This window comes from Martelella mangrovi, assembly GCF_040545495.1.
Lineage (GTDB): Bacteria > Pseudomonadota > Alphaproteobacteria > Rhizobiales > Rhizobiaceae > Martelella > Martelella mangrovi.
This window is the reverse complement of sequence record NZ_JBEPLY010000001.1, coordinates 258010-281413: the sequence shown is the minus strand read 5'-3', so window position 1 is coordinate 281413 and position 23404 is coordinate 258010. Positions and strand designations below refer to the sequence as shown.

Genomic DNA, 23404 nt, shown 5'->3' with positions numbered 1-23404 from the left:
CGCAAGCTTCAGCTGTGAAGCGCGATCATGCCGCCATCGGCCGTCATGGTCGATTTCAGCTTTTCCAGAGCCCGGGTTTCGATCTGCCGCACCCGCTCCTTCGAAATGCCGAGTTCCATGCCGAGTTCGGCAAGCGTGGCGCCATCTTCGGCCAGTTTGCGGGCGCGGATCACCCGGTTTTCACGCGGGGAAAGCCTGGAGAGCGCCCGCTTGAGCCTGAGGCTGAGACGTTCACCGTCGATCATGCCGGAGACCTGCTCTTCGGGAAGCGGCTGATCGCAAACCAGCAGGTCGATGCGCTCGGTCCCGTCTTCCCCATCTCCGCCGACAGGCGCCTGCAGCGATGTATCGCTGCCGGAAAGACGTGCGTCCATGACCTGCACATCCGAAACGGCAACGCCGAGGTTCTTGGCGATTTCCTCATAGATAGACTGGGCGCTCATCTCGCGGTCGCGCGCGGCGATCTTGGCGCGCAGGCGACGGAGCTTGAAGAACAGCGCCTTCTGGCTGGAACTGGTACCCCCGCGCACGATCGACCAGTTGCGCAGGACATAATCCTGCATCGCGGCGCGGACCCACCAACTGGCATAGGTCGAAAACCGGACACCACGTTCATGATCAAAACGGGCCGCCGCCTCCAGAAGACCGACATAGCCTTCCTGAACCAGATCGGACTTCGGCAGACCGAAACCACGGAATTTGCCGGCCATGGCGACCACAAGCCTGAGATGGGCCATTGCAATATCGTTGCGCGCATCGCTGTCGTCTCCGACGCGCCAGCGCGTCGCGAGTTCGGTTTCCTGTTCCCGCGTCAGATAGGGCGCCGCCATTGCAGCGCTTGCAATACGATGATCCTGTGCGTCGACATCCATGGCTCACTCCCTAAAAGGCAAGACAATCAAGGCCATTATCGAGCGCTGAAAAAGATGTGGTTACGGCTTTCGCCGCAACGCCCACAGCGCTCCCTGCCTATCTCAACGCGCGGGATAGCGATTTGGTTCATGCCGGCAGCGGGTTTTCGGGCACAAAAATGTGAACAGGTGCCAAAACGAAAAAATCCGGCCGCTTGGGGCCGGATACGAAGTTCTGCCAAACCCGCAGATGTGCAGGTCGTTGTCTCTGTCAGCCGCCCCCACAGGTTTCATGCTCGGGTTCGACCCGAGCATCCATTCCGCTCAAGCCTTTGAGAAGAAAGCCTCTTCAAGCAAGCGTACATCGTGTGGCCCTGGAGCCTCGGGTCGAGCCCGAGGATGACGCAGAGTGTGGGGAAGCTCTGTAAAAAAAAGAATCCGGCCGCTTGGGGCCGGATTCTTTCCAATCAATGACCGCCGGGAGCGGTCTGTCGCAAGGCCTCAGGCGGCCTCTTCGCGGGCGTCGTCTTCCTCGTCCGCACCCTTGCCGCGCTTGGGACCCTTGGCAAGGTGGGTTTCGATCAGACGGACGGCCTCGGTATCCGACATCTTGTTGACTGCGGCAATTTCACGCGCCATGCGGTCAAGCGCTGCTTCGTAAAGCTGGCGTTCGGAGTAGGACTGTTCGGGCTGGGTGTCGGCACGGAAAAGATCGCGAACAACCTCGGCAATCGAAATCAGATCGCCGGAATTGATCTTCGCATCATATTCCTGGGCGCGGCGCGACCACATGGTGCGCTTGACGCGGGCCTTGCCCTGCACAACTTTCAAAGCGCGCTCGACGAAATCGGTTTCCGACAGTTTACGCATGCCGATGCTCATGGCTTTGGCAACCGGCACCTTCAGGCGCATCTTGTCCTTGTCGAAATCGATGACAAAAAGCTCGAGCTTCATGCCGGCCACTTCCTGCTCTTCGATCGCGTTGATCGTGCCAACGCCGTGAGCGGGGTAGACGATGGACTCACCGGTCTTGAAACCATGGCGGCCGGCAGACTTTTTCTGTTGTACTGTCATAAGTTTTAAAAACTCCCTGTTACGCATCCGGCGGGCGCCGGTCCCGGACATGCATGATCCGGAGGGTGAGACGAATGGAGGGCCACACCCACTGTAACCATCAAACGGACAACGAAAGACGCGACGCATTCCTTGGTTCGAAAGGCATCCGCACTTCGAATGATATTTTGTCGACGCTAGGGTTGATTGCTTTCTTGGGCTTTGAGGCAAATCTGCCGTTTTCTGGGTCAGTGCACTCTATATAGCACAACAAGTAGCAGAAATCAATGAGCCATGCACCCGCGACAAGTCGTCGCCGGCGTGCGGGAGTATTGGCCGACACCTAACCGAATTGTCGGGCTACGCCAAGCCCCAAATTGCAACAGCACTCAAAAATCCGGACAAGCCACGGCAGGGCCGGCGGCGGGACCTGCGCCCCGCCTGCGCTCAGTCGCCGCTTCCCGGCTTCTCGGAGAAGAACTGCTCGAACTTGTTTTCGACACCGTCCATGTCATCGGCATCGGGCAGCGGGTCTTTCTTGATGGTGATGTTCGGCCAGGTTTCGGCGTAGTCGGCGTTGATCTTCAGCCAGTTGTCGAGCCCAGGCTCGGTGTCAGGCTTGATCGCCTCGGCCGGACATTCCGGCTCACAGACGCCGCAGTCGATGCATTCGTCAGGATGAATGACCAGAAAGTTCTCGCCCTCGTAGAAACAGTCCACCGGGCAGACTTCAACACAGTCGGTATATTTGCACTTGATGCAGTTATCGGTCACGACATAGGTCATGAAAGACTCCAGAGATCATTTTCGGGCCGGACGGCCCGATACCGACGGGCGTCACCCAGCGGCAGTCAAAGCGTGAGGTAACGGCTTTCCGTCCCTGTCGCAAGATTATTTCGTTCCACAAACCGGCCGTCTGCGGGTAGAAGTTTCCAAAGACCGTCGCAAAGCCTCATTCATCGCCGCGCAGACGCATCAGCGAACGGCGTTCTTTCTTCGTCGGCCGTCCGGCGCCGGGTACACGCTGGGCCTGCTCGAAAGCCGAAAGTTTGGCGCGGGCCTCCGGTGGCGGACTGACATCCTCGTAAAGCTCCTGCGCCTCTGCAAACGGTCCGCGCCGATGGCCGGGCGCACGCACCACGAGATGGACATCACGCCGCTGAAGCGCAACCACCAGCCGGTCTCCGGCTGTCACATCGACACTCGGGCGGATGATCCGCGAGCCGTTGAGCTTCACATGACCATCGCGCACCAGCTTCTGGGCCAGAGAACGGGATTTGACGATCCGCGCAAAAAACAGCCACTTGTCGACGCGCTGACGACCTGCAGGTGCTTCGCTTTCAGCCATCCGCCTACCGCTTCATCTGGGCCTTCAGCGCGGCCAGCTTGGCAAAGGGCGAATCCGGATCGACGGGCTTGTCGCGCTCGCGGCGCTGATCGCGTGGCTTGCCCTCGCCGTCCTTCTTTGCCCGATGCGGCCCCTTGGGACCCTTGCCGCCGGGCTTGCCGGCGGCACGGTCCCGCTCGCCGTCGCCACCCTTGCGGTTCGGTTGTCCGCGGCCGCGGCCCTCATTGCGCTGTCCGCGCCCCTGATGCTGGCGGCCCCGCTCGTTCTGGCTGCGCCCGCCCGGACGCCACAGCAGAACCGGCTTGGGCTCTTCCTCTTCCTTCGCCGCCTCGTCTTTCACCGCAGCCTCATCGGCCTTTTCAGGCTGGGCCGGCGCGGCCTCGGCGGTGTCCGCAGTCGTATCGTCAGCCGTTTCGGTCGCTGCGGCCTGTTCTTCGGCAGGTTTTTCTGAAGTTTCGGCCTCTGCGGCTTCACCGGCAACGGGGTTCTCCGGCGTTTCGCCCGCCCCAGCTTCGCCGTCAGCCGGCTTGTCCGCGCGCCGGGCAACGGTTTCGACGGCCACGCCGGCATGCTGTTTTGCAGCCTTTTCGGCGTCCCGTTCGGCCTGTGCAGCTTCGATACGGGCGACATCCTCCGGCGAGGCGACGTCGGCGCGATAGCCGAGGCCCTTCAGGATCTCTTCCATATCGTCCGGCGTTGCGCCGAGGATCGACATCATTGCCGGCGTTGTGACGAAACGGCGGCCATCAAAGGCGCCTTCGGGACGCGCGCCGCCCGATTCCGGCTTCCACTGGGTCAGCGGCCGGATGATATCGGCAAGCCGTTCGAGGATATCGATCCTGACGGCCCGCTTTCCAAGATAGCGGAAGCCGGCCAGCTTGTAGAAGGCGCGTTCATAGCCGGGATCGGTAACCACCGATGTGCGGCCTGCCGCAAGCACCGGAATAAGTTCGCCATAGCCGGGCTTGTCGAGACCGTCATTGGCAAGGGCCCAGAGCATGGTGATCATCTCGGCGGGTGCCGGCTTCAGCAGCGCTGGCATGAACACATGATAGGCGCCGAACCGCACGCCATAGCGACGCAGCGATGCACGCGCATCCTGATCGAGCGCCTTGACCTCGGCTGCAACATCGCGGCGGAACAGCACGCCGTAATTTTCGACGAGCTGGAAAGCCAGCCCGCGCGCCAGTCCTTCGATATCGTCGGCATTGGCGAGATCATCAAGCGGCTTCAGAACCGTCTGGATCGTATGGGCGACGAAACGCTCGATGCGGGCGACAACATGGTCGCGCGCCGTACCGGTCAGCTGTTCGTCGGCCAACAGCACAGCGCGCGGCCTCAGAATGTTGTCGGTGGCGACCAGACGCGCCACAGGATCGCCGAGCCAACGCACCGTGCCGGACGAATCCAGCACCAGATCGGAATTGCCGGAGGCATGAAGACGCGCGGCGCGCGCCTCGAATTCGAGCGCCAGCGCCTTCAGCGCGGCCGCCTCGATTGCCTTGGCATCCGGCCCTTCGGCTCCGGACACGGCTTTGAAACGAAAGCCAGCCAGTTCCCCCACATGATGTCCTTCGACAAAGACATCCCCATTCACGCTCACTTCAGCTTCAAGCATCGCATTCTCTCTCAGGCGCTTCATTAGCACGGAAGTCCTGCGGTCAACGAAGCGTTTCGTCAACCTCTCATGCAGGGCATCCGACAGCCGATCCTCTATTTTCCGTGTCTTTTCCTGCCAGTGTGTCGGATCGGCAAGCCATCCGGGCCGGTTCGACACATAGGTCCATGTTCTGATCTGGGCAATACGCGCGGAAAGCGTATCGATTTCACCATCGGTCCGGTCGGCATGACGGACCTGTTTTGCGAGGAAATCCTCGTCCACCGTGCCGTGCTCGACCAGATCGAGATAAAGCGAGGCGATCAGGTCGGCATGCTGGGCCGGCGTGATCCGCCGATAATCGGGCAGCGCACAGGCTTCCCACAGCAATTCGATCCTGTCGCGCCGATCAGCCTTTCCGGCGACGGCGTGGCTTCGGGCGAGAAATTCCAGCGCGCGCTGATCGACAGCCGGCAATGCGCGTGTCAGCCCCTGAACGCGCGGCACCTCATCGAGACTGGCCTTCAGCGCGTGCAGCGAGGTGAAATCAAGCGCCTTGGAACGCCATTGCAACACCTTGACCGGGTCGAACTGATGGGTTTCCAACCGCTCGACAAGTTCGTCGTCAAAGGGCGGCACACGGCTGGTGACGCCGAACGTGCCGTCACGCATATGGCGGCCGGCGCGACCGGCGATCTGGCCAAGCTCTCCGGCGTTGAGATTGCGGTACTGATGACCGTCGAACTTGCGGTCCTGGGCAAAGGCGACATGATCGACATCGAGGTTCAGCCCCATGCCGATCGCGTCCGTCGCCACCAGATATTCGACATCGCCGTTCTGATAGAGTTCGACCTGGGCGTTGCGGGTGCGCGGCGACAGCGCGCCGAGCACGACGGCCGCGCCGCCGCGCTGACGGCGGATCAGTTCGGCAATCGCATAGACCTCGTCTGAAGAAAAGGCGACAATGGCCGAACGGCGCGGCAGGCGGGTAATTCTCTTCTGGCCGGCATAAAACAGGCTTGAAAGCCGCGGCCGCTCCACGATCGAAACACCCGGCAGCAATTGCCTGAGGATCGGCTTCATCGTCGCCGAGCCCAAAAGCAGCGTTTCCTCACGCCCGCGCAGATGCAGGATCCGGTCGGTGAAGATGTGGCCGCGCTCCAGGTCGCCGGCAAGCTGGACCTCGTCGATGGCAACAAAGGCGACATCGGTTTCCCGCGGCATCGCCTCCACGGTGCAGACGCTGTAGCGGGCGGTTTTCGGGGCGATCTTTTCCTCACCGGTGATCAGCGCAACGCGGTTGACGCCGACGCGCTCGACAAGGCGGTTATAGACTTCACGGGCAAGAAGGCGCAGCGGCAGGCCGATAACCCCGGATGAATGCGCCACCATCCGTTCAATGGCAAAATGGGTTTTGCCGGTATTGGTCGGGCCGAGCATGGCGGTCACCCCGCGTCCGCTCAAGATCATTGCTTCTGAATTCAATGTCCCGGTCCCAAATTCCCTGGCCGGGGCCAAAATCTCCGCCCCCGTCCATTGCTTCAATCGCCGGATCGCAAACCTCCGGCGCGCGTTTCTCTATAGATGGACCGCCTGCGCCCTGCAAGCAAGAGGGGCGTGCATTTTGCCCCGAAACCCGTCCTTTCTTAATATTTGGAACAGATGCGAACGAATCACAGACGAATCGCTGACTCTGCTGTTTTCCCGGTTTGTTCACGGCTATATGTTGGGTTTTCACCGATTTAACGCCCTAGATATGGAACGTGCGATTCTTCACCAGTGCAAATCAGGACAATCGCGTTAACCTTCGTAAACAAAAGATGAACAGACGGGACATCGATGAATCCCTCAGACTGTCCGCTATTCTCTCATCCACCGGCCCCGGAAAGAATGCAGGCCCCAGGCATGCCGCCTCACAACAGGCGACCGAAAAGCGCTCGAAAAACCTGATTTACAGGCCAAAGACCAAAGCCGGAACGAATCAGCGACGAATCACAGACAGGGCGATCTTCCGGTTTTGTTCACCGCTATATTTGGTGGATTAATGACTTTTTAACCATATTTTTCAGTGCGTTGGCAAACCGAAGACCGAAGCGTCACGCGCTGCTTTTCCGTTTACTTTTCCGTCAACAGACGCGATTGCGGGAACAAAATACAACGCCGGGACGTTGAAGCTCCAACTGATTACCCAGGAGAGAGAAAAAATGCTCGGTACTATCCTGCTTATCATCATTATTCTTCTTCTGCTCGGCGCATTGCCGCGCTGGGGATATTCGCGGACATGGGGTTACGGGCCGTCAGGCGGGCTTGGCCTTGTCCTGCTCATCGTCATAATCCTGCTGCTCGCAGGTTATATCTAATCGAACATCGAACTGATCACTGGAGACAGACACAATGAAGAAAGCCGTTCTCGCCATCGCATTCATTCTTCCGCTCGCCGCCTGCACCACGCAGGAGCGCAACGCCACGGTCGGTGCCGGCCTCGGTGTTGCCACAGGGGCCGCCATCACCGGTGATGCCACAGGTGCTGTCGCAGGTGGTCTGGTCGGCGGCGGCATTGGCGCGGCGACCGCCAGATAACCGACAACGAAAGCGGCGCGCGCCAAAGGCTGTCGCGTCAAGATCGGCGCGACACATCGCCAGCCGGTCCAGGCGCTGCCGACAGGCAGCGCCTCAACATGTTCTCGGGACTGTTTCCCGGTAGCCCGGTGCCTAAAAACACCCGCAGGGCAACACTCAGGCGCTGATGATCACCTTCAGCGCCTTTTCGCGTGCGGCATTGCCGAAAACCTCATAGGCGCTCAGGATGTCGTTCAGTTCGAACCGGTGGGTGATCAGTTTCGACGGATCAATCTTGCCGGACTGAACGGTCTTCATCAGCATCGGCGTGGTGTTGGTATTCACCAGCCCCATGGAGATGTTGATGTTCTGTATCCAGAGGTTTTCGAGGTGCAGTTCCACCGGCGCGCCGTGAACGCCGACATTGGCGACATGGCCACCGGCGGCGACCACCTGCTGGCAGACATCGAACGTCGCCGGCACGCCAACCGCCTCGATGGCGACATCGACGCCGACACCGCCGGTCATTTCGCGGATTTTCGCCACCGCATCCTCCTCGCCGACGCGGATCGTATCGGTCGCGCCGAACTGGCGGGACACACCCAGCCGGTTTTCATCCATATCGACCATGATGATCCGGCCCGGCGAATAGAACTGCGCCGTCAAAAGCGCGGCAATGCCGATTGGCCCGGCACCGACGATGGCAATCGCATCGCCCGGTTTGACGGCGCCGGCCAGAACGCCGATTTCGAAACCGGTCGGCAGGATATCCGACAGCATCACCAGCGCTTCCTCATCCGCGTCTTCGGGGATCGGGTAGAGCGAATTGTCACCGTGGGGAATGCGGACATATTCGGCCTGGGTGCCGTCGATCAGGTGGCCGAGAATCCAGCCGCCGTCCTCGCAATGCGAATAGAGCTGGCGCTTGCAATTGGCGCAGCTGCCGCATGAGGTGATGCAGGAAATGAGGACCCGGTCCCCCTTCCTGTAATTGCGCACCGCAGCGCCAACCTCTTCGACAATGCCGACCCCTTCATGCCCGAGAATGCGGCCGGAGGTGACTTCCGGCACATCGCCTTTCAGGATGTGCAGATCGGTGCCGCAAATGGTTGTTTTGGTGATTTTGACGATAACGTCGGTGGGCTTTTCGATCTCCGGCATCGGCTTTTCAGCCCATTCCTTGTTGCCGGGGCCCTGATAGACAAGCGCTTTCATTTTATTCTCCTCCTATGAGAAACGATGACGTCCCTGCGCTGACAAGTATGCGCATATTTCAACCGAAAACCAGAAGTGAATCCGGACGGCAAATGCACACAGCGTCATCGGGAAGGCGTTTTGCGCCCTGGATATGCCCCGGCGGCTTTTTCTGTTGCAAAACGCCGGCTTCCGGCACAAAAGCAGCGACGGTGCGGGAAGCGGGACCGCTTTGCCAATTGACAATGCAACGCGCTCTGGTCCAGCTTCTTTGCAAACCAAACACCATCAGGGAACTTGAAAACATGAAGACCACGTTGAAGGCGGCCACCATGCTTGCAGGCATTCTGTTCGCAAGCCATGCATTTGCGAACGAAACGCTGACGATTGCAAACTGGCTGCCGCCTTCACACCCGCTGGTCAAGGATGTGATCGAGCCCTTTGCGGCTTCAATCGAGAAAGCCACCGACGGACGGGTCACGACCAATATCCTGCCGGCACCGCTCGGGCCGCCGCCGGCGCAGTACGATCTCGCCGTCAACGGCGTTGCCGACATCACCTTCGGGGTTCAGGGGTATAATCCGGGCCGGTTCCGCACGACGAATATCGCCGAAATCCCGTTCTGGGGCGATACCGCCGAGGCCACCTCGGTCGCCTACTGGCGCACATGGGATTCGCTTTTGAAGGACGCCGGCGAATATGACGATGTGCATGTGCTGGCCGTGTTTACCCACGGGCCGGGCCAGGTTTTCATGAATGGCGGCGACCTTTCCGAGCTTTCGGCCATCGACGGCGCCAAGATCCGCGTTGGCGGCGGCATTGTTCATGAACTGGTGAGCGCGCTTGGCGGCGTGCCGGTCGAAGGCCCCTCCTCGCAGACCTATGAACTGCTGTCGCAGGGCGTCGCCGACGGCATCACCTTCCCCTATGAATCAGTCAATTTCTTCGGACTGACGGACATGGTGAACCAGGCGCTGGTCATTCCGGGCGGGCTCTACAACACCTCCTTCTTCGTGGTGATGAACAAGGACAGCTGGGCCGGGCTTTCGCCGGAAGACCAGGCGGCAATCGACAGCGTTTCCGGCGAGGCGCTGGCACGGCTTGCAGGCCGGGCCTGGGATGCAGCCGATGCGGCGGGCCTTCAAGCCATGCAGGGCAAGGTCACCTTCCACGACGCGACACCCGAACAGGTCGCCGAAATCAGTGAAAAGGTCGCACCGGTGGTGGAAGCCAAGCTTGCCGAGATCGATGCGGCAGGTGTGTCGTCCGCCAAGGCGATGGCCCTCATGAAGGACAATATCGACGAACTGCAGGGCGAATGAGCGACGCCGACATTATCGATGATGCGCATCACGCCGCGAGTCCCATGGCTCGCGGCATTCGTATTGTGCTCAGTGTCACCGCCGGCGCATTGCTGCTGGCGCTGATGGCGCTGACCGTCACCGACGTCGTCGGACGCTATCTGCTGAATGCACCGGTCAAGGGCGCTGCCGAGGTCTCGGAGCTTCTTCTGGTTTCGATCGTCTATCTCGGCCTTCCGGCCGTCTGCCTCGACGGCGGTCATGTCACCGTGGACCTCGTCACCAAGTCACTGCCGCGCTGGAGCGAACGGCCGCGCCTGTTTCTGACCGGGCTGGTCTCATCCGGCGTTCTCGGCGTCATTGCCTGGCAGCTTTATGTTTATGGCCTGCAGGTCGGCGGCTATAATCTCGTCACCAATTCGCTGCGCCTGCCGGTCGCGCCCGTCGTCTGGTTCTGTGCCGTGTGTGCGGGGATTTCCGCGCTGGTCACGCTCGCTCTGGCGTTCACAGCCCTATTCAAGAGACCATCATGATCGAATGGCCCATCGGGATTGCAGTGCTGATCGCGCTGCTGCTGGTCGGCATGCCGATCGCCTTTTCGCTGACGCTGATCGGCATTGCCGGCACGGCTTCGATCATCGGGTTCAAGCCGTCCTTCGCGCTGCTCGGCGCCACGTTTTTCGACAATGGCCGCTCCTATGCGCTGACCGTCATGCCGCTGTTCCTGCTGATGGGCAATTTCGTCGTCCAGTCCGGCATTGCGCGTGAGCTTTATGACAGCGCCCATGCCTGGCTCAGGCACCGCAAGGGCGGCCTTGCGCTGGCAACGGTTGCCGCCTGCGGCGGGTTTTCCTCCGTCTGCGGCTCGTCGCTGGCAACGGCGGCCACCATGTCGAAAATCGCGCTGCCCTCGATGCGCCGCTTCGGCTATCCCGACAGTCTGGCCACCGCCTCGATTGCCGCCGGCGGCACGCTCGGCATCCTGATCCCGCCCTCCGTCATCCTGGTGTTTTACGGCATCATGACGCAGCAGAATATCGGCAAACTGTTCATGGCCGGCATCGTGCCCGGCCTTCTCGGCATTTTCGGCTATGCCATCGCGGTGATGATTTCCGTGCGGTTTCTGAAACAGGACCTGCCCGCCGAGCCCAGGCTCTCGCTCGGGGAGCGGTTTCTGGCGCTGAAGGGCACGGCCGGCGCGCTTGCGCTCTTCATCTTCGTCATGGGCGGCATCTATCTCGGCATCTTCACGCCGACGGAAAGCGCCGGCATGGGCGCATTCGGCGCCTTCGTGCTCGCGCTTTTCTCCGGCCGGCTGAAACTGGCCGATCTCGGGAGCATTCTCTATTCCACCGTCAAGACCACGGCGATGATGTTCTTCATCCTGTTTGGCGCGCTGACCTTCACCAACTACGTCAACCTCTCGGGCATGACGCGCGATATCCAGTCCGCGCTCTCGATGTTCGGCGACGGGCCCTACGCCACCATCATTGCCATCCTGATCGTCTATCTGCTGCTCGGCTGCGTGCTGGAGGGGCTTTCGATGATCACGCTCACCGTGCCGATCTTCTATCCGATCGTTGCCGCGCAGGGCTTCGACCTAATCTGGTTCGGCATTTTCGTGGTCGTGATCACCGAGGTGAGCTACATCACCCCGCCGGTCGGCATGAACGCCTTCGTGCTCAACACGGTGGTGCGCGATGTCAGCCTTCGCACGATCTTCTCCGGCCTGCTGCCCTTCGTGGCCATGGATATCGTCCGCATCGCCCTTCTCATCGCCTTTCCGGCCCTGGCGCTTTTCATTCCGTCCATGATGTGATCAGCCCCAGCGCGGGAACGGGTCCGTCAGGTCGAGGTGGCGATCGGCATTGTAGGGTTTTACGGTATCGGCATCGACGAGGCAGGCATCGAGCGCTGCGCGGATCGCAGCCTCGTCCATCGATTGACCGATGAACACGATCTCCTGCCGTCGGTCGCCGAAGGCCTTGTCCCAGCTTGCCGCGATCACCGCCTTCAGCTCCGGCCTGTCGGGCCAGCGACTTTCCGGCACAGCGGCCCACCAGCGCCCGAGCGGCCCGCAGCGGACAATCGCGCCGGCAAGCGAGAATTCGCCGGCAAAATCCGGCCGCGTGGCAAGCCAGAAATGCCCCTTGGCGCGGATCAGGCCGGGAAAGGTCGTCTTCGTGAACCGGTCGAATTTTTCCGGCGCGAACGGTTTGCGCGCGCGATAGACGAAACTGCCGATGCCGTATTCCTCCGTTTCCGGCACATGATCGGCAAAACCATAAAGCTCCTTGGCCCAGAGCGGATGCTGGCTGGCCCGGTCTTCCGAAAACAGCCCGGTATCGAGCACCTGATCCAGCGCCACGGCCCCGAAATCGGCCTCGATGATGCGCGCATCCGCATTCAGCGCCCGGATCACGCTGATCACATCGGCCCGCCCGGCGGCCGAGACATCGGACACCTTGTTGACCACCACGACATCGGCAAACTCGATCTGCTCCACATGCAGGTCGACCAGCGTGCGGTCATCGCCCTCTCCCGCCGTTTCACCACGGTCGCTCAGGAGGTCGTGGCTGGCATAATCGCGCAGCAGATTGACGGCATCGACCACGGTCACCATGGTATCGAGCCGGGCGTGGTCCGACAGGCTGAAGCCCTGTTCATCGCGCCAGGAAAACGTGGCTGCGACGGGAAGCGGCTCGGCAATGCCCGTTCCCTCAATCAGCAGATAGTCGAAGCGGCCATCGGCGGCGAGCCGGCGTACTTCGGTCAGAAGATCGTCCCTGAGCGTGCAACAGATGCAGCCATTGGTCATTTCCACCAGCTTCTCGTCGGTGCGCGAAAGATCCGCCCCGCCCTCGCGCACCAGATCGGCATCGATATTCACCTCGCTCATGTCATTGACGATGACGGCAACCCGGCGTCCTTCGCGATTGTTGAGCACATGGTTGAGCAGGGTCGTCTTGCCGGCCCCGAGAAAGCCGGAAAGGACGGTCACGGGCAGGCGGCGGTCGTTTCGGGAAAGCATGCTGTATCCGTCATTTTTGGTAATGTTATATCATAACTATTCCGACAAGAATGAAGCTGTCAAGCAGACGGTAGTGATCACATATCCAACGCTTTGAGATTGCCGCATTTTTTTCGTCAAAAGATGAGGGTGCCCTGCCCTCCGGTCCCGAACCTGCCGATGGCACCAAGAACGCCGAACCGGAATATCGGCACGATGAATCTGCGCCGCCGACAGGAATCATCAGCATCGCTCCATCACTGTGCCGAGACGGCCTGCTTTCCATCTCTCAGCATCATGTCCGGGCTTGCTGCGAGGGACCTCCAGAGTTCGGGGTCGCCGATGAAACGGGATAGATATCCAGATAAAACAAGCTCTTACGATGATCCGGAAACGACCATCCAAAAATCCGGAGGGATCCGCAGGCAGTTCGAACAATCCCCCGGCAAAAAGGCACGGTTGGTCGTCCGCCGGAATTGATCATCGTTCTGCTTCAAAATTCTGGATTCGTGCGGCAGACGCGGCATCTCCGGAGCACATGCCCTTCGGGCACGCTCGAACGACCAAAGGCACACCTGAAACAAACGACCGCTCACATCAGCATGAAAATTTCTTTCATATTGAGAATATAATTTCATCCTGCATAATGAATTCCATCATGTCCGCTGAACTTGCGTCCAGGACGCCATTGCAGCGGACAACAAATTGCCACAGGGAGTGAGACAATGAAGAAATTGACATCTGCGCTGGCGGTCTTTGCCGCGGGCATCGCACTGACAGCCGGTTCGGCCAATGCCACGGTTCGCCTGAAACTGGCCGACGCGCTGGCGGCAGACCATCCGACAAGCGTGATCCTGAAACAGTTCGCCGAAGAGGTCGAGGAAAAGACCGACGGCGAGGTAAAGATCCGCCTTTACATGAACGGCGTTCTGGGTTCCGAGCGTGAAGTTCTCGAACAGGTCCAGAACGGCGCGGTCGACATTACCCGCGTCAGCGCCGCCAACCTGGAAAACTTCAACCCGATCTATCAGGCCTTCACGCTGCCCTATCTGTTTAACAGCCAGGAGCATTTCTACGACGTCATGGACGGGCCGATTGTCGATCCGGTCTATCAGGCCTCGCTCGACAGCGGCTTCATGGGGCTGACCTATTTCGACAGCGGCGCCCGCTCGTTCTACACCAAGTCGAAATGCGTCGAGACGCCGGACGACCTGAAGGGCCAGAAGCTGCGCGTGATCAACTCGCACACCTCCATCCGGATGGTCGAGCTGATGGGCGGCATTCCGACCCCGCTGCCCTATGGCGAGATCTACACGGCACTGCAGCAGGGCGTCATCGACGGCGCTGAAAACAACCCGACGGCGCTGACGCTCGGCCGTCACGGCGAAGTGGTCGAATGCTACTCGCTGGACGAACATCTGCGCATTCCCGACTTCCTGGTGATTTCCAAGACGGCGATGGACGAGCTGACCGATGAGCAGCTCACCATCATCAAGGAAGCCGCTGTTCACGCCACGCAGGAGCAGAAGAAGGTCTGGAACGAGGCCGTCGACGAGGCCATGCAGCAGATCGAAGAAATGGGCGTCACCATCGTCCGTCCCGACAAGGCGCCTTTCCAGGAAAAGGTTGCGCCTCTGATCGAGGAATACAAGCAGGATCCGGCAATCGGCCAGTTGGTCGATGCCATCCAGAACGCTCAGTAAAGTCCTCCCGGACCTGACGGAAAAGGCGCTTCTTGTCTCATCAAAACAGGAAGTGCCTTTTCTTTTTCAAAGCATGTCGCAGCCAGGTGGTTCCACCTGGCTACAGAGAAATTCTGTCCAAACAATCAGAGTGAGTGGCGGCGCGTTTTCGTGAAACGTTCGCCCGCTCTGGCGGGCTGTTGCCCGCACCGTTTCACCAATCAAAAGACTGGAAGCACCATGATCACCGATGATTTTCACCTTTCCGGAAAAACGGCAATCGTCACCGGCTGCGATACCGGGCTTGGCCAGGGCATGGCCGTTGCGCTGGCGGAAGCCGGTGCGAATATTGTCGGCGTCAATATCGTCGAACCGGCGGAGACGATCGCCAAGATCGAGGCGCTCGGACGCCGTTTCGTCTCCATCGAAGCCGATCTGATGAAACAGGACGAGATACCGCAGATCGTTGAAACGGCGGTCCGCGAATTCGGCGGGATCGATATTCTGGTCAATAATGCCGGCATTATCCGCCGCGAAGACGCCGTCGACTTTTCCGAACAGGACTGGGACGACGTGATGAATATCAACATCAAGAGCGTCTTCTTCCTGTCCCAGGCCGTTGCCCGCCGGTTCATCGAACAGGGGCGTGGCGGCAAGATCGTCAATGTCGCCTCCATGCTGTCGTTTCAGGGCGGCATCCGTGTTCCCTCCTATACCGCGTCCAAGAGCGGCGTCATGGGCATTACCAAGCTGATGGCGAATGAATGGGCGCAGCACGGCATCAACGTCAACGCGATTGCCCCCGGCTATATGGCCACCAACAACACCGCCGCATTGCGGGCCGATGAGGACCGCAGCAGCGAAATCCTCGGCCGGATCCCCGCCGCGCGCTGGGGCCTCCCGCGCGATCTGGCCGGACCGGTCGTCTTCCTCGCCAGCGAAGCATCCTCCTATGTCAACGGTTACACCATTGCGGTCGATGGCGGCTGGCTCGCCCGCTGAGGCATCTACCGCCGGCCGATCGTCCGGTGGGGCGCTGCTTCTCACGCATCCGGGCAAGGCCAAAACTGCGGTTGCGCGTCTGCGCAGCCGCTTCGCTGCGTTGCCGTTCGTAACCGGCTGTTTTCATCCAAAAAACGCGAAATGAAATTTTCTTTCATATTTCGCAATTAATTTTCATGGTGCATATTATTGCCATCATGACCATGCACCGGAGGAAAACCCGTGCTCTCCAGAACCCAACTGAAACAAAAGATCGAGCTGCTGGTCGCCGGCCTGAAGTCGCTGCGGGATGAAGGCAAGTTCGACGAACCCAATCTCGACGGCACAGCCGGCGACTATGTCAGCTTCAACGCCTGGGAATGGCCGCAGGGCGTCGGCCTTTACGGACTGGCGCAGATGTGGCTGAAGACGGGCGACACTGCGGTGAAGACCCTGCTCGAGGACTGGTATTCAGCCCATATCGAGAAAGGGCTGCCGCCGCAAAACGTCAACACCACGGCGCCAATGCTGGCGCTCTCGCTTCTGTGGCGAGAAACCCGCGATCCCCGCTGGGAAACGCCGATGAAGGACTGGGCCGACAGAATTCTGACGGACATGCCGCGCACGCGCTGCGGCGGTTTCCAGCACAATGTTTCCGACAAGATCAATGATGATGAATTGTGGGACGACACGCTGTTCATGGTGGCGCTGTTCCTGGCCAGCTACGGCGAGGGCGCAGGCCGCCGCGATCTGGTCAGCGAAGCGGCCTTTCAGTTCATGATCCACACGCATTACCTGTCTGAGCCGGAAACCGGCCTCTGGTTCCACGGCTGGACCTTTGACGGCAACCACAATTTCGCCCGTGCCCGCTGGGCGCGCGGCAATTCCTGGATTTCAGCCGGCGTTCTCGACCTGATCGAGCTTGCCGAGCTGGACGCGGGCACGAAGCGTTACCTGACGGAAGTGGTCAAGGCCCAGCTTGAAACGCTGATCGGCTATCAGGCGGCAAGCGGCGCATGGCATACGCTGGTGGACGACCCGACCTCCTATGAGGAAATTTCCGCCACTGCCGCCATCGGTTACGCGCTCCTGAAAGGCGCACGGCTGGGAATCGGCCCTCAAAGCTGGCACGAGGCCGGACTGAAGGCGCTTTCCGTCACGCTCGACAATATCGGCGCTGACGGCATTGTCGACAATGTCTCCTACGGCACCCGTATGGGGCACGATCTCCAGTTCTACAAGGACATCCCGATCCAGCCGACCGGCTATGGCCAGTCCATGGCCCTGCTGCTGCTGGTCGAAGCCCTCAATATTGCTCAAGCGGAGGAAGAATGATGTTTGAAGACACACGCTATTCCGTATCCCCGAAAGACGTCCGCACCTATTCCAACGAACGCCTGCGGGAGGAATTCCTGCTCGATAACCTGTTTGTCGCCGACAAGCTGCAGATGGTCTACACCCATGTCGACCGGATGATCATCGGCGGTTTTCTGGCAGTCGATGCGGAAACCGAAATCGCCGATGGCGCGGCAGTGGGAACGCCGGGCTTCTTCGACGCCCGCGAAATGGGCATCGCCAATCTCGGCGGAACCGGAACCGTGACGGTTGACGGCGCGGTCTTCACGGTCGAGCACCGCGATATCGTTTATGTCGGGCGCGACACGAAATCTGTCCGCCTTGCCTCGAAAGACCCGTCCGAACCCGCCGCCTTTTACATGAATTCGGTTCCCGCCGGTTATGCCGTGCCTTCGGCGCTCATCCGGCAGGCCGATTCCAAGCCCGTCACCATGGGTGACGAGGCACATGCCAACAAGCGCACGCTGCGCATGTATATTCACCCGGAAGTCTCGCCGAGCTGCCTGCTCTTGATGGGAATTACCGAGCCTGCGCCCGGCAGCATCTGGAACACCGAGCCGCCGCATGTGCATGAGCGCCGCATGGAGGCCTATGTCTATTTCAACATGGCGCCGGAAGACCGGGTCATGCATTTCATGGGCGAGCCGAAACAGGTGCGCAATATCGTGGTCGCCGACCGGCAGGGCATACTTTCGCCCGCATGGTCGATCCATATGGGCGCAGGCACCGGTCCCTATTGCTTCGTCTGGGGCATGACCGGTGAAAACAAGGCCTATAATGATGTTACGCCCGTTGCCGTGAAAGACCTTCTGTGATGGCACATCAAGCACAAGACGGCGCCATGCGCCGGCCGCTGCCGGACGGTTCTCCGGTCTGCTACTGGCACGTATCGGCCATAGCCGAGGACGAATACAACGTGCCCGACACCACCATGTCGGGCCACATGGATGCCCAGTTCTTCCTCACCAAGGAAAAGAACTTCATTCCGCACGAATATCCCTGCCGCACGCAGTTCGTCAGCGAACGGCGCGGCAAACGGCCCGTGATCGTTGAAAAACAAGGCCCCGGCCGCATCTGGACGCCGTTCGGTTCGCCGCGCGTCGATCTGTCCGGCTTCTGGTTCCGCGCCACGGCGGTTTCCGCATGGGCGGAAACCCGCATCGAGGCTGAAACCGCCGGAACGGCGCGGCTGAAACTCAGTTGCTGCGGCGGCGCGATCCTGTTCGTCAACGGAGCCGAAGCGGGCTCGATGAGCGTCTATCAGCGCAATTTCGAGACCGACCGGGAATTCGACGTCGAGCTGAAGGCCGGGCTGAACGACATCGCCGTATTCTTCGACGACCTTGCCGAACGCGATGCCCGCTACTTCTTCGAACTCGATTACTGCGAAGGCCCCGCCGCCGCCGTCTCGTTCGACGTCCCTTGCGAAAGCGGGCTTGCCGACGAAATCGAGACGATGCTGGAAACCATGCATTTCGAGCACCCGGCCTATTCTGCCGGAACGGTCGCCTTTCATTGCCCCGAAACCGTCAGCCGCGATCTCGATGTCGAGATCGTCGTCGCCGGGGATTTCCTGGCGGAAGAACACGACACGTTTACCGCAAGCCTGCCGGCCGGCGCCTCGCGGCTTGTCGTTGGCGATGTTTCGGCGTTTCACAGCGATTTCCGTCATTTCGACGTGCGCCTGAGCGCCGGCGGCCTGACGCTGTCGCGACCGTTCACGGTGGAAATCGCGCGTTGCGAAGATCAGGGCGAACCGCCCGAAAGCCTTGAAGACCGCATCGCGGAAGCCCTCCGCCATGTCGCCGACAAGGGCTATGCCGATGCCATCTCGGCACTGGCGCGGCTGGGGCTCGGCCTTGGCGGCGCACAGACCGAGGCAATGATTGCCGCCTCGCTGCCGAAGATCGAAAACTGCCACGATTGCGCCGACTTCCATCTGGTTCCGCTGCTGTTCGGACGTATCCGCTACGGCGATCTTCTGTCGGATGACATCCGCGCGCGGATCGATGCCGCAACCCTCAACTTCCGCTACTGGATGGATGAGCCCGGCAATGACGTGCAGTGGTATTATTCGGAAAACCATGCGCTGCTGTTTCACACCGCCGCCTATCTGGCCGGACATTTTCATGCCGACAAGACATTCGTGCGCGCCGGTGTGACCGGTTCCGAGCAATCAGAACGCGGTGCAGCCCGGCTTCGGGACTGGTTCGATCACTTCGAAAAATGGGAAATGGCCGAGTTCAATTCGGTTCCCTATTTCCCGATCGATCTGAAGGGTCTGACGACGCTCTATGCGCTGGCCCATGACGCGGATATCCGCGCGCGCGCCGGACAGGCGATCCTGCGGCTGATTACGGTCGTCGCCGCGTCCGCCCATCACGGCACGCTGACGGCGGCACAGGGCCGCTCCTACGAGCATACGCTGATGGCTGCCCGCACCAGCGAGCTTTCCGCCATCGCCCGGGTGCTCTGGTCGCGCGGCAATTACGGCCGCACCTTCCAGACGCTGCCGCAGTTCCTGCTGTGCCTGCGCGATTTCGGCCTTGTCATTCCGGCAAGCGATCGCCAGAAGGCCTGCCTTACCGGCGCTGAGGAACAGGAATGGACCTTCTCGCAGGGCGAAAACCGGTTCGCGCATCTCTACCACTACAAGACCGCCGAAACGGCCATGGGCTCGCTTGCCCGCTACCGCTGGGGCGAATGGGGCTATCAGGAAACCGTTCTGCAACTGCGGATCGGGGACAATCCCGATGCCCAGATCTGGGTGAACCATCCCGGCGAGGTCATCCACTGTGGCTTCGGCCGGCCCTCCTACTGGGGCGGTTGCGGCGCGCTGCCGCGCGTGCACCAGTATAAAAACCTGGCCGTGGTTATCTTCAGCACCCATGAAGACCAGCCGGATTTCAGCCATATCTGGTTCCCGGCCCAGGTCTTCGACGAGACCATTGCCGACACCCACGCCGCCTGCGCGCGCTCCGGCAAGGGCATGGTTCAGGTGACCGGCGCGACACCGCTTGTGCCCGTCGAGACCGGTCCCACGGCCGGTATGGAGATCCGCCAGAACGGGCGGGAGACCGCATGGCTGTTCCGGCTTGGTCGATGCGAGGGAGAGAACGGCGGGCTCGCCGGTTTCAACGCGCGCTTCAAGGCCATCGGCTTCACGCAGTTGGAGGACGGGACCATCACTGTTGACGATCCGGAATATGGCCAGATCGTTTTCGGGGATGACGGGTCAGTCGCGGCCGAGGGGCGCCGGCTCGATCCGGCGGAATGGACAATCGAAGGAACGATTGCCGGCACGACTGTGTAACCCTTGCAAGTTCCGACGGGCCCTGTGGCCCGTCGGCCGGCATTCTCACTGCGGGGTTGCCGCAAGCGGCAGATCAGTCTCCGCCACCCTTTACGGCCGCGGTGGAACCGCGCTCGGTCAGGCGGCAGGACAGTTCCGTCCGGCGTGGCAGGAATGGCTCGTTATCGAGAAGGTCGCGCATCATGTCCAGCGCCGCTGCACCCATTTCACGCATCGGGATCTGGACGGTGGTCAGCGGCGGATCGAGAAAATCGCTTTGCGGCAGACCGTCGATCCCCATCACCGAAATGTCGTCCGGAACCGACAGGCCGAGCGCGCGCAGCCCGAAAATGGCGCCCGCCGCAAGGCTGTCGCCGGCCGCCAGAACGGCCGTGAACGACGTGCCCTTTTCCTCGACATGCCGGCGCATCGCCTCGATCGCGGCTTCGGGCGTCCAGTCGCTGGCATCGACGACGAGATCGCGCCACGCGACGCCCGGAATGGTCTTGATCTCGTCACGCCAGCCCTCCAGACGTCTGAGAATGGTGCGGCGGCCGGGCCGTGAAAGAAACAGGATCCTCGAATGACCCAGCGATCGCAGATAGCGGGTGGCCAGTGCGGCCGCCGCGCGATTATGGGGCGCAATGCTCGAAAGCTGCATCAGCGGATCGTCGCCATTGACCAGCAGCACCGGTCTGGCAAAGGCCCGGGCCGGGACCAGCATTTCGTCCTCATCGATGGTCAGCATCAAGACACCGGCGATTTCGGGATCCTTGGCCGCGTCCTCCAGCATTTTCCGCTCGTCGTCGGCGCTGGAAATCGCTTTGGTCGTCAGCGACAGCCCGAGAACCTCCGCCCGTTCGCGCATGCCCTCCAGCACAAATGCCGTGAACTGATTGCGCTGGTAGTCAAGCATGGCGCTGGCGCTGGCCGCGACGATGACCTTCATGCCCGCAATCGACGTGGGAACGTGGTAATTCTGCGACTTGGCGGCCTGCAGGATCTTTTCCCTGAGCTCCGGGCGAACGCCCGGCGTTCCCGAAAGCGCCCGCGAGGCGGTGGACGGCGAAACGCCGCAATAGCGCGCCAGATCGCTCAGACGAAGACGCCTGCTTTCCTTTTTCATGTGCATCACTCCGTTTGCCACAATATGAAATATTCTTTCATATGGCGCAATCTTTTTTCATAATGCATGATATCTTCAAAAGCGGTCGCCCAGGGAGGACACCTCTGCGGCCGCACCAGAGAACCGTCCCGAACGACAACGCGAAGCAGCCGCTCCCCCTTTGTCGTTCGCGACATGGAGGACATCCATGATAGACAAAACAAAACATGCTCTGGAAAGCCTGCTGCTCTACCTGACCTCCGCGATGCTCGCGATCATGGTCGGGCTGATGCTGTGGCAGGTTTTCACCCGCTACGTGCTTGCCGCACCGGCGCTCTACACCGAAGAACTTCTCCGTTTCATGATGATCTGGATGGCCTTCCTGGGATCGGCCTATGCCTTCGGCACGCGCCAGCACCTGTCACTGGTTTTCGCCATCGAAGCTCTGAGCGGACGAAAGAAACTGATCCTGATGCTGATCAACGACGCCGTCGTTCTGGTGTTTTCCGTGTTCATCCTGTTTCTCGGCGGCATCAAGGCCGTCTCGTCATCGATGGCACAGTTTTCGCCGATCATGCGCATTCCCATCGGCGACGTCTACCTGATCATGCCGATTGCCGCCGTGCTGATCTTCATCCTTCAGTCGCTCAACATGATCATCCTGGTCCGCGACAGCAACCGGGCATCGCTCAAGCCGGTCGGGAGCCTGTAAAATGGACTTTATCTTTGACTATGTGGACGAAACGGTGTTTGCGTCCATCCTGCTCTTTGGCCTGTTTTTCCTGATGCTGGCCCAGGGCATTGCCATCTCCGTGGCGATTGCCGTGTCCTCGATCGTGACCGGCCTGTTCTTCATGCCGCCGAGCGTCACCTTCTTCGTCGCCACACAGAAGATGTTTGCCGGCGTCGATTCGTTCACCCTGCTGGCGATCCCGTTCTTCATCCTTGCCGGCAACATCATGAACAAGGGCGGCATTGCCATCCGGCTTGTCAATCTTGCCAAGCTGATCGGCGGCCGCCTGCCCGGCGCGCTTGCACATACCAATGTGATCGCCAACATGTTGTTCGGCTCGATTTCCGGCTCGGCCATCGCCGCAGCCGCCGCCGTCGGCGGAACCATGGCGCCGCTGCAGAAGAAGGAAGGCTATGACCCGACCTTCTCCGCGGCCGTCAACATCGCCTCGGCGCCGTCGGGCATCCTGATCCCGCCAAGCGGCCCGCTGATCCTGTTTTCGCTGGTTTCCGGCGGCACATCGATCTCCGCGCTTTTCATCGGCGGTTATGTGCCGGGGCTGCTGATGGGGCTGGCCGTCATGATCGTCGCCGGCATCATTGCCAAGCGCCGCAACTTCCCGATTTCGAAAGCGCCCGGCGCCGGAGAGGCCGTCAGGATCGTCTGGCAGGCCCTACCCTCCCTGCTGATGGTCGTCGTCGTCATCGGCGGCATCGTGATCGGCGCCTTCACGGCAACCGAAGGGGCGGCCGTCGCCGTTCTCTATTCCTTCGTCCTGTCGCTGATCTACCGGCTGGCGACCTGGCGGGAATATATCGAAGTTCTGAAAAGCTCGATGGTCACCAGCGCCGTCATCCTGTTTCTGATCGCCGCTTCCGGGGTGATGTCCTATGTGATGACGATCACCGGCATACCGGATGCAATCGCCGATGCTCTGCTGACCTTCCAGAACCCGATCGTGATCCTGCTGATCATGAACATCTGCCTGCTGATCATCGGCTTCTTCATGGACCTGACCCCGGCCGTGCTGATCTTCACCCCGATCTTCCTGCCGATCGCGCGGGAAGTGGGCATGGACCCCGTCCAGTTCGGCCTGATGATGATCTTCAACCTCGGCATCGGCTCGATGACGCCGCCTGTCGGTTCGGTCCTGTTCGTGGGATGCAGCATCGCCGGGGTCAGCATCGAGAAGGTGGCAAAACCGCTGCTGCCGTTCTTCATCACGCTGGTGATCGCGCTGCTGATGATTACCTACATCCCCGCGCTCACAACCGGCCTGCCCCGGCTTCTGGGCCTGATGTAAAAGCAGCCTTCGGCTGCACCGATGCGGCGCCCTGCGCCG

At 60.7% G+C, this 23404-nt stretch carries 20 protein-coding genes; 12 read left to right on the top strand and 8 right to left on the bottom strand.

The annotated features are described in order from the left end of the window. Positions 1-8: 8 nt before the first annotated feature. The 5 genes from ABID12_RS01360 to ABID12_RS01340 form a co-directional block, all read right to left on the bottom strand. Complete coding sequence (locus ABID12_RS01360; RefSeq protein WP_354432791.1) at positions 9-872, bottom strand: RNA polymerase factor sigma-32; 864 nt, start codon at positions 870-872, stop codon at positions 9-11. A gap of 480 nt (positions 873-1352) precedes the next feature. Next, positions 1353-1925, bottom strand: a complete 573-nt coding sequence (locus tag ABID12_RS01355; protein ID WP_106307054.1) for a CarD family transcriptional regulator — start codon at positions 1923-1925, stop codon at positions 1353-1355. Positions 1926-2351: 426 nt separating this feature from the next. After that, positions 2352-2690 carry a ferredoxin FdxA gene (gene fdxA, locus ABID12_RS01350; protein ID WP_106307051.1) on the bottom strand — a complete coding sequence of 113 codons (339 nt, stop codon included), beginning with the start codon at positions 2688-2690 and terminating at the stop codon, positions 2352-2354. A 166-nt stretch (positions 2691-2856) separates the two neighbouring features. Next, positions 2857-3252, bottom strand: a complete 396-nt coding sequence (locus ABID12_RS01345; protein ID WP_354432790.1) for an RNA-binding S4 domain-containing protein — start codon at positions 3250-3252, stop codon at positions 2857-2859. Between the two features lie 4 nt (positions 3253-3256). Then, positions 3257-6319, bottom strand: coding sequence for a helicase-related protein (locus ABID12_RS01340; protein ID WP_354432952.1), 3063 nt, complete (start codon positions 6317-6319; stop codon positions 3257-3259). Between the two features lie 734 nt (positions 6320-7053). Here ABID12_RS01340 and ABID12_RS01335 point away from each other — a divergent pair. After that, on the top strand, positions 7054-7209 hold the full coding sequence (locus ABID12_RS01335) for a DUF3309 family protein (protein ID WP_106307037.1): 156 nt from the start codon (positions 7054-7056) through the stop codon (positions 7207-7209). Between the two features lie 34 nt (positions 7210-7243). Next, entirely contained in the window at positions 7244-7429 is a 186-nt protein-coding gene (locus ABID12_RS01330; protein WP_354432789.1) for a YMGG-like glycine zipper-containing protein, read from the top strand. Positions 7430-7585: 156 nt separating this feature from the next. Here the strand turns inward: ABID12_RS01330 and ABID12_RS01325 are convergent, their stop codons facing one another. Then, positions 7586-8623: a zinc-dependent alcohol dehydrogenase family protein gene (locus ABID12_RS01325; protein WP_354432788.1), complete on the bottom strand. Its 1038-nt coding sequence runs from the start codon at positions 8621-8623 to the stop codon at positions 7586-7588. 284 nt (positions 8624-8907) lie between these two features. Here ABID12_RS01325 and ABID12_RS01320 point away from each other — a divergent pair, with 284 nt between their 5' ends. Genes ABID12_RS01320 through ABID12_RS01310 form a run of 3 tightly spaced genes read left to right on the top strand, consistent with a single transcriptional unit; the run spans position 8908 to position 11722 of the window. Continuing rightward, positions 8908-9924, top strand: coding sequence for a TRAP transporter substrate-binding protein (locus ABID12_RS01320; protein WP_354432787.1), 1017 nt, complete (start codon positions 8908-8910; stop codon positions 9922-9924). Then, entirely contained in the window at positions 9921-10436 is a 516-nt protein-coding gene (locus ABID12_RS01315) for a TRAP transporter small permease (protein WP_354432786.1), read from the top strand. Before ABID12_RS01320 ends, ABID12_RS01315 begins: the two co-directional genes overlap by 4 nt. Next, complete coding sequence (locus tag ABID12_RS01310) at positions 10433-11722, top strand: TRAP transporter large permease (RefSeq protein ID WP_354432785.1); 1290 nt, start codon at positions 10433-10435, stop codon at positions 11720-11722. The genes ABID12_RS01315 and ABID12_RS01310 overlap by 4 nt, the downstream gene beginning before the upstream one ends. On the opposite strand, the gene zigA is transcribed toward ABID12_RS01310, so the two are convergent. Continuing rightward, entirely contained in the window at positions 11723-12934 is a 1212-nt protein-coding gene (zigA, locus tag ABID12_RS01305; protein ID WP_354432784.1) for a zinc metallochaperone GTPase ZigA, read from the bottom strand. Between the two features lie 704 nt (positions 12935-13638). Here zigA and ABID12_RS01300 point away from each other — a divergent pair. From ABID12_RS01300 to ABID12_RS01280, 5 genes are all read left to right on the top strand, one after another. Next, positions 13639-14616 (top strand): TRAP transporter substrate-binding protein, encoded by a 978-nt coding sequence (locus ABID12_RS01300; protein ID WP_106307012.1) that lies wholly within the window; start codon positions 13639-13641, stop codon positions 14614-14616. 219 nt (positions 14617-14835) lie between these two features. Continuing rightward, positions 14836-15597, top strand: coding sequence for a 2-dehydro-3-deoxy-D-gluconate 5-dehydrogenase KduD (gene kduD, locus ABID12_RS01295; RefSeq protein WP_435528137.1), 762 nt, complete (start codon positions 14836-14838; stop codon positions 15595-15597). 222 nt (positions 15598-15819) lie between these two features. After that, entirely contained in the window at positions 15820-16911 is a 1092-nt protein-coding gene (gene bglB / locus ABID12_RS01290) for a beta-galactosidase BglB (RefSeq protein ID WP_354432783.1), read from the top strand. Next, on the top strand, positions 16911-17747 hold the full coding sequence (gene kduI, locus ABID12_RS01285; RefSeq protein ID WP_354432782.1) for a 5-dehydro-4-deoxy-D-glucuronate isomerase: 837 nt from the start codon (positions 16911-16913) through the stop codon (positions 17745-17747). Before bglB ends, kduI begins: the two co-directional genes overlap by 1 nt. Then, a complete protein-coding gene (locus tag ABID12_RS01280; protein ID WP_354432781.1) occupies positions 17747-20245 on the top strand; it encodes a hypothetical protein in 2499 nt (832 codons plus the stop codon). The genes kduI and ABID12_RS01280 overlap by 1 nt, the downstream gene beginning before the upstream one ends. Positions 20246-20318: 73 nt before the next feature. Here ABID12_RS01280 and ABID12_RS01275 read toward each other — a convergent pair whose 3' ends face one another. Further along, the gene (locus ABID12_RS01275) at positions 20319-21356 is read right to left on the bottom strand and encodes a LacI family DNA-binding transcriptional regulator (protein ID WP_435528136.1); all 1038 of its coding nucleotides are present in this window, start codon (positions 21354-21356) and stop codon (positions 20319-20321) included. Between the two features lie 181 nt (positions 21357-21537). On the opposite strand from ABID12_RS01275, the gene ABID12_RS01270 reads away from it, so the two are divergent. Together ABID12_RS01270 and ABID12_RS01265 are read left to right on the top strand one after the other, a co-directional pair. Then, positions 21538-22041, top strand: coding sequence for a TRAP transporter small permease (locus ABID12_RS01270; protein WP_354432779.1), 504 nt, complete (start codon positions 21538-21540; stop codon positions 22039-22041). 1 nt (position 22042) lies between these two features. Then, positions 22043-23365 carry a TRAP transporter large permease gene (locus tag ABID12_RS01265; protein WP_106306991.1) on the top strand — a complete coding sequence of 441 codons (1323 nt, stop codon included), beginning with the start codon at positions 22043-22045 and terminating at the stop codon, positions 23363-23365. Positions 23366-23404 lie beyond the last annotated feature (39 nt).

What these genes read in the sequence shown, in the direction of transcription:
- fdxA (WP_106307051.1), bottom strand. Translation starts at nt 2,690, where the DNA reads ATGACCTATGTCGTGACCGATAACTGCATCAAGTGCAAATATACCGAC.
- ABID12_RS01320 (WP_354432787.1), top strand. Translation starts at nt 8,908, where the DNA reads ATGAAGACCACGTTGAAGGCGGCCACCATGCTTGCAGGCATTCTGTTC.
- ABID12_RS01335 (WP_106307037.1), top strand. Translation starts at nt 7,054, where the DNA reads ATGCTCGGTACTATCCTGCTTATCATCATTATTCTTCTTCTGCTCGGC.
- ABID12_RS01275 (WP_435528136.1), bottom strand. Translation starts at nt 21,356, where the DNA reads ATGCACATGAAAAAGGAAAGCAGGCGTCTTCGTCTGAGCGATCTGGCG.
- ABID12_RS01315 (WP_354432786.1), top strand. Translation starts at nt 9,921, where the DNA reads ATGAGCGACGCCGACATTATCGATGATGCGCATCACGCCGCGAGTCCC.
- ABID12_RS01360 (WP_354432791.1), bottom strand. Translation starts at nt 872, where the DNA reads ATGGATGTCGACGCACAGGATCATCGTATTGCAAGCGCTGCAATGGCG.
- ABID12_RS01355 (WP_106307054.1), bottom strand. Translation starts at nt 1,925, where the DNA reads ATGACAGTACAACAGAAAAAGTCTGCCGGCCGCCATGGTTTCAAGACC.
- ABID12_RS01300 (WP_106307012.1), top strand. Translation starts at nt 13,639, where the DNA reads ATGAAGAAATTGACATCTGCGCTGGCGGTCTTTGCCGCGGGCATCGCA.
- ABID12_RS01265 (WP_106306991.1), top strand. Translation starts at nt 22,043, where the DNA reads ATGGACTTTATCTTTGACTATGTGGACGAAACGGTGTTTGCGTCCATC.
- zigA (WP_354432784.1), bottom strand. Translation starts at nt 12,934, where the DNA reads ATGCTTTCCCGAAACGACCGCCGCCTGCCCGTGACCGTCCTTTCCGGC.
- ABID12_RS01325 (WP_354432788.1), bottom strand. Translation starts at nt 8,623, where the DNA reads ATGAAAGCGCTTGTCTATCAGGGCCCCGGCAACAAGGAATGGGCTGAA.
- ABID12_RS01270 (WP_354432779.1), top strand. Translation starts at nt 21,538, where the DNA reads ATGATAGACAAAACAAAACATGCTCTGGAAAGCCTGCTGCTCTACCTG.
- kduD (WP_435528137.1), top strand. Translation starts at nt 14,836, where the DNA reads ATGATCACCGATGATTTTCACCTTTCCGGAAAAACGGCAATCGTCACC.
- ABID12_RS01345 (WP_354432790.1), bottom strand. Translation starts at nt 3,252, where the DNA reads ATGGCTGAAAGCGAAGCACCTGCAGGTCGTCAGCGCGTCGACAAGTGG.
- ABID12_RS01310 (WP_354432785.1), top strand. Translation starts at nt 10,433, where the DNA reads ATGATCGAATGGCCCATCGGGATTGCAGTGCTGATCGCGCTGCTGCTG.
- ABID12_RS01280 (WP_354432781.1), top strand. Translation starts at nt 17,747, where the DNA reads ATGGCACATCAAGCACAAGACGGCGCCATGCGCCGGCCGCTGCCGGAC.
- ABID12_RS01330 (WP_354432789.1), top strand. Translation starts at nt 7,244, where the DNA reads ATGAAGAAAGCCGTTCTCGCCATCGCATTCATTCTTCCGCTCGCCGCC.
- kduI (WP_354432782.1), top strand. Translation starts at nt 16,911, where the DNA reads ATGTTTGAAGACACACGCTATTCCGTATCCCCGAAAGACGTCCGCACC.
- ABID12_RS01340 (WP_354432952.1), bottom strand. Translation starts at nt 6,319, where the DNA reads ATGATCTTGAGCGGACGCGGGGTGACCGCCATGCTCGGCCCGACCAAT.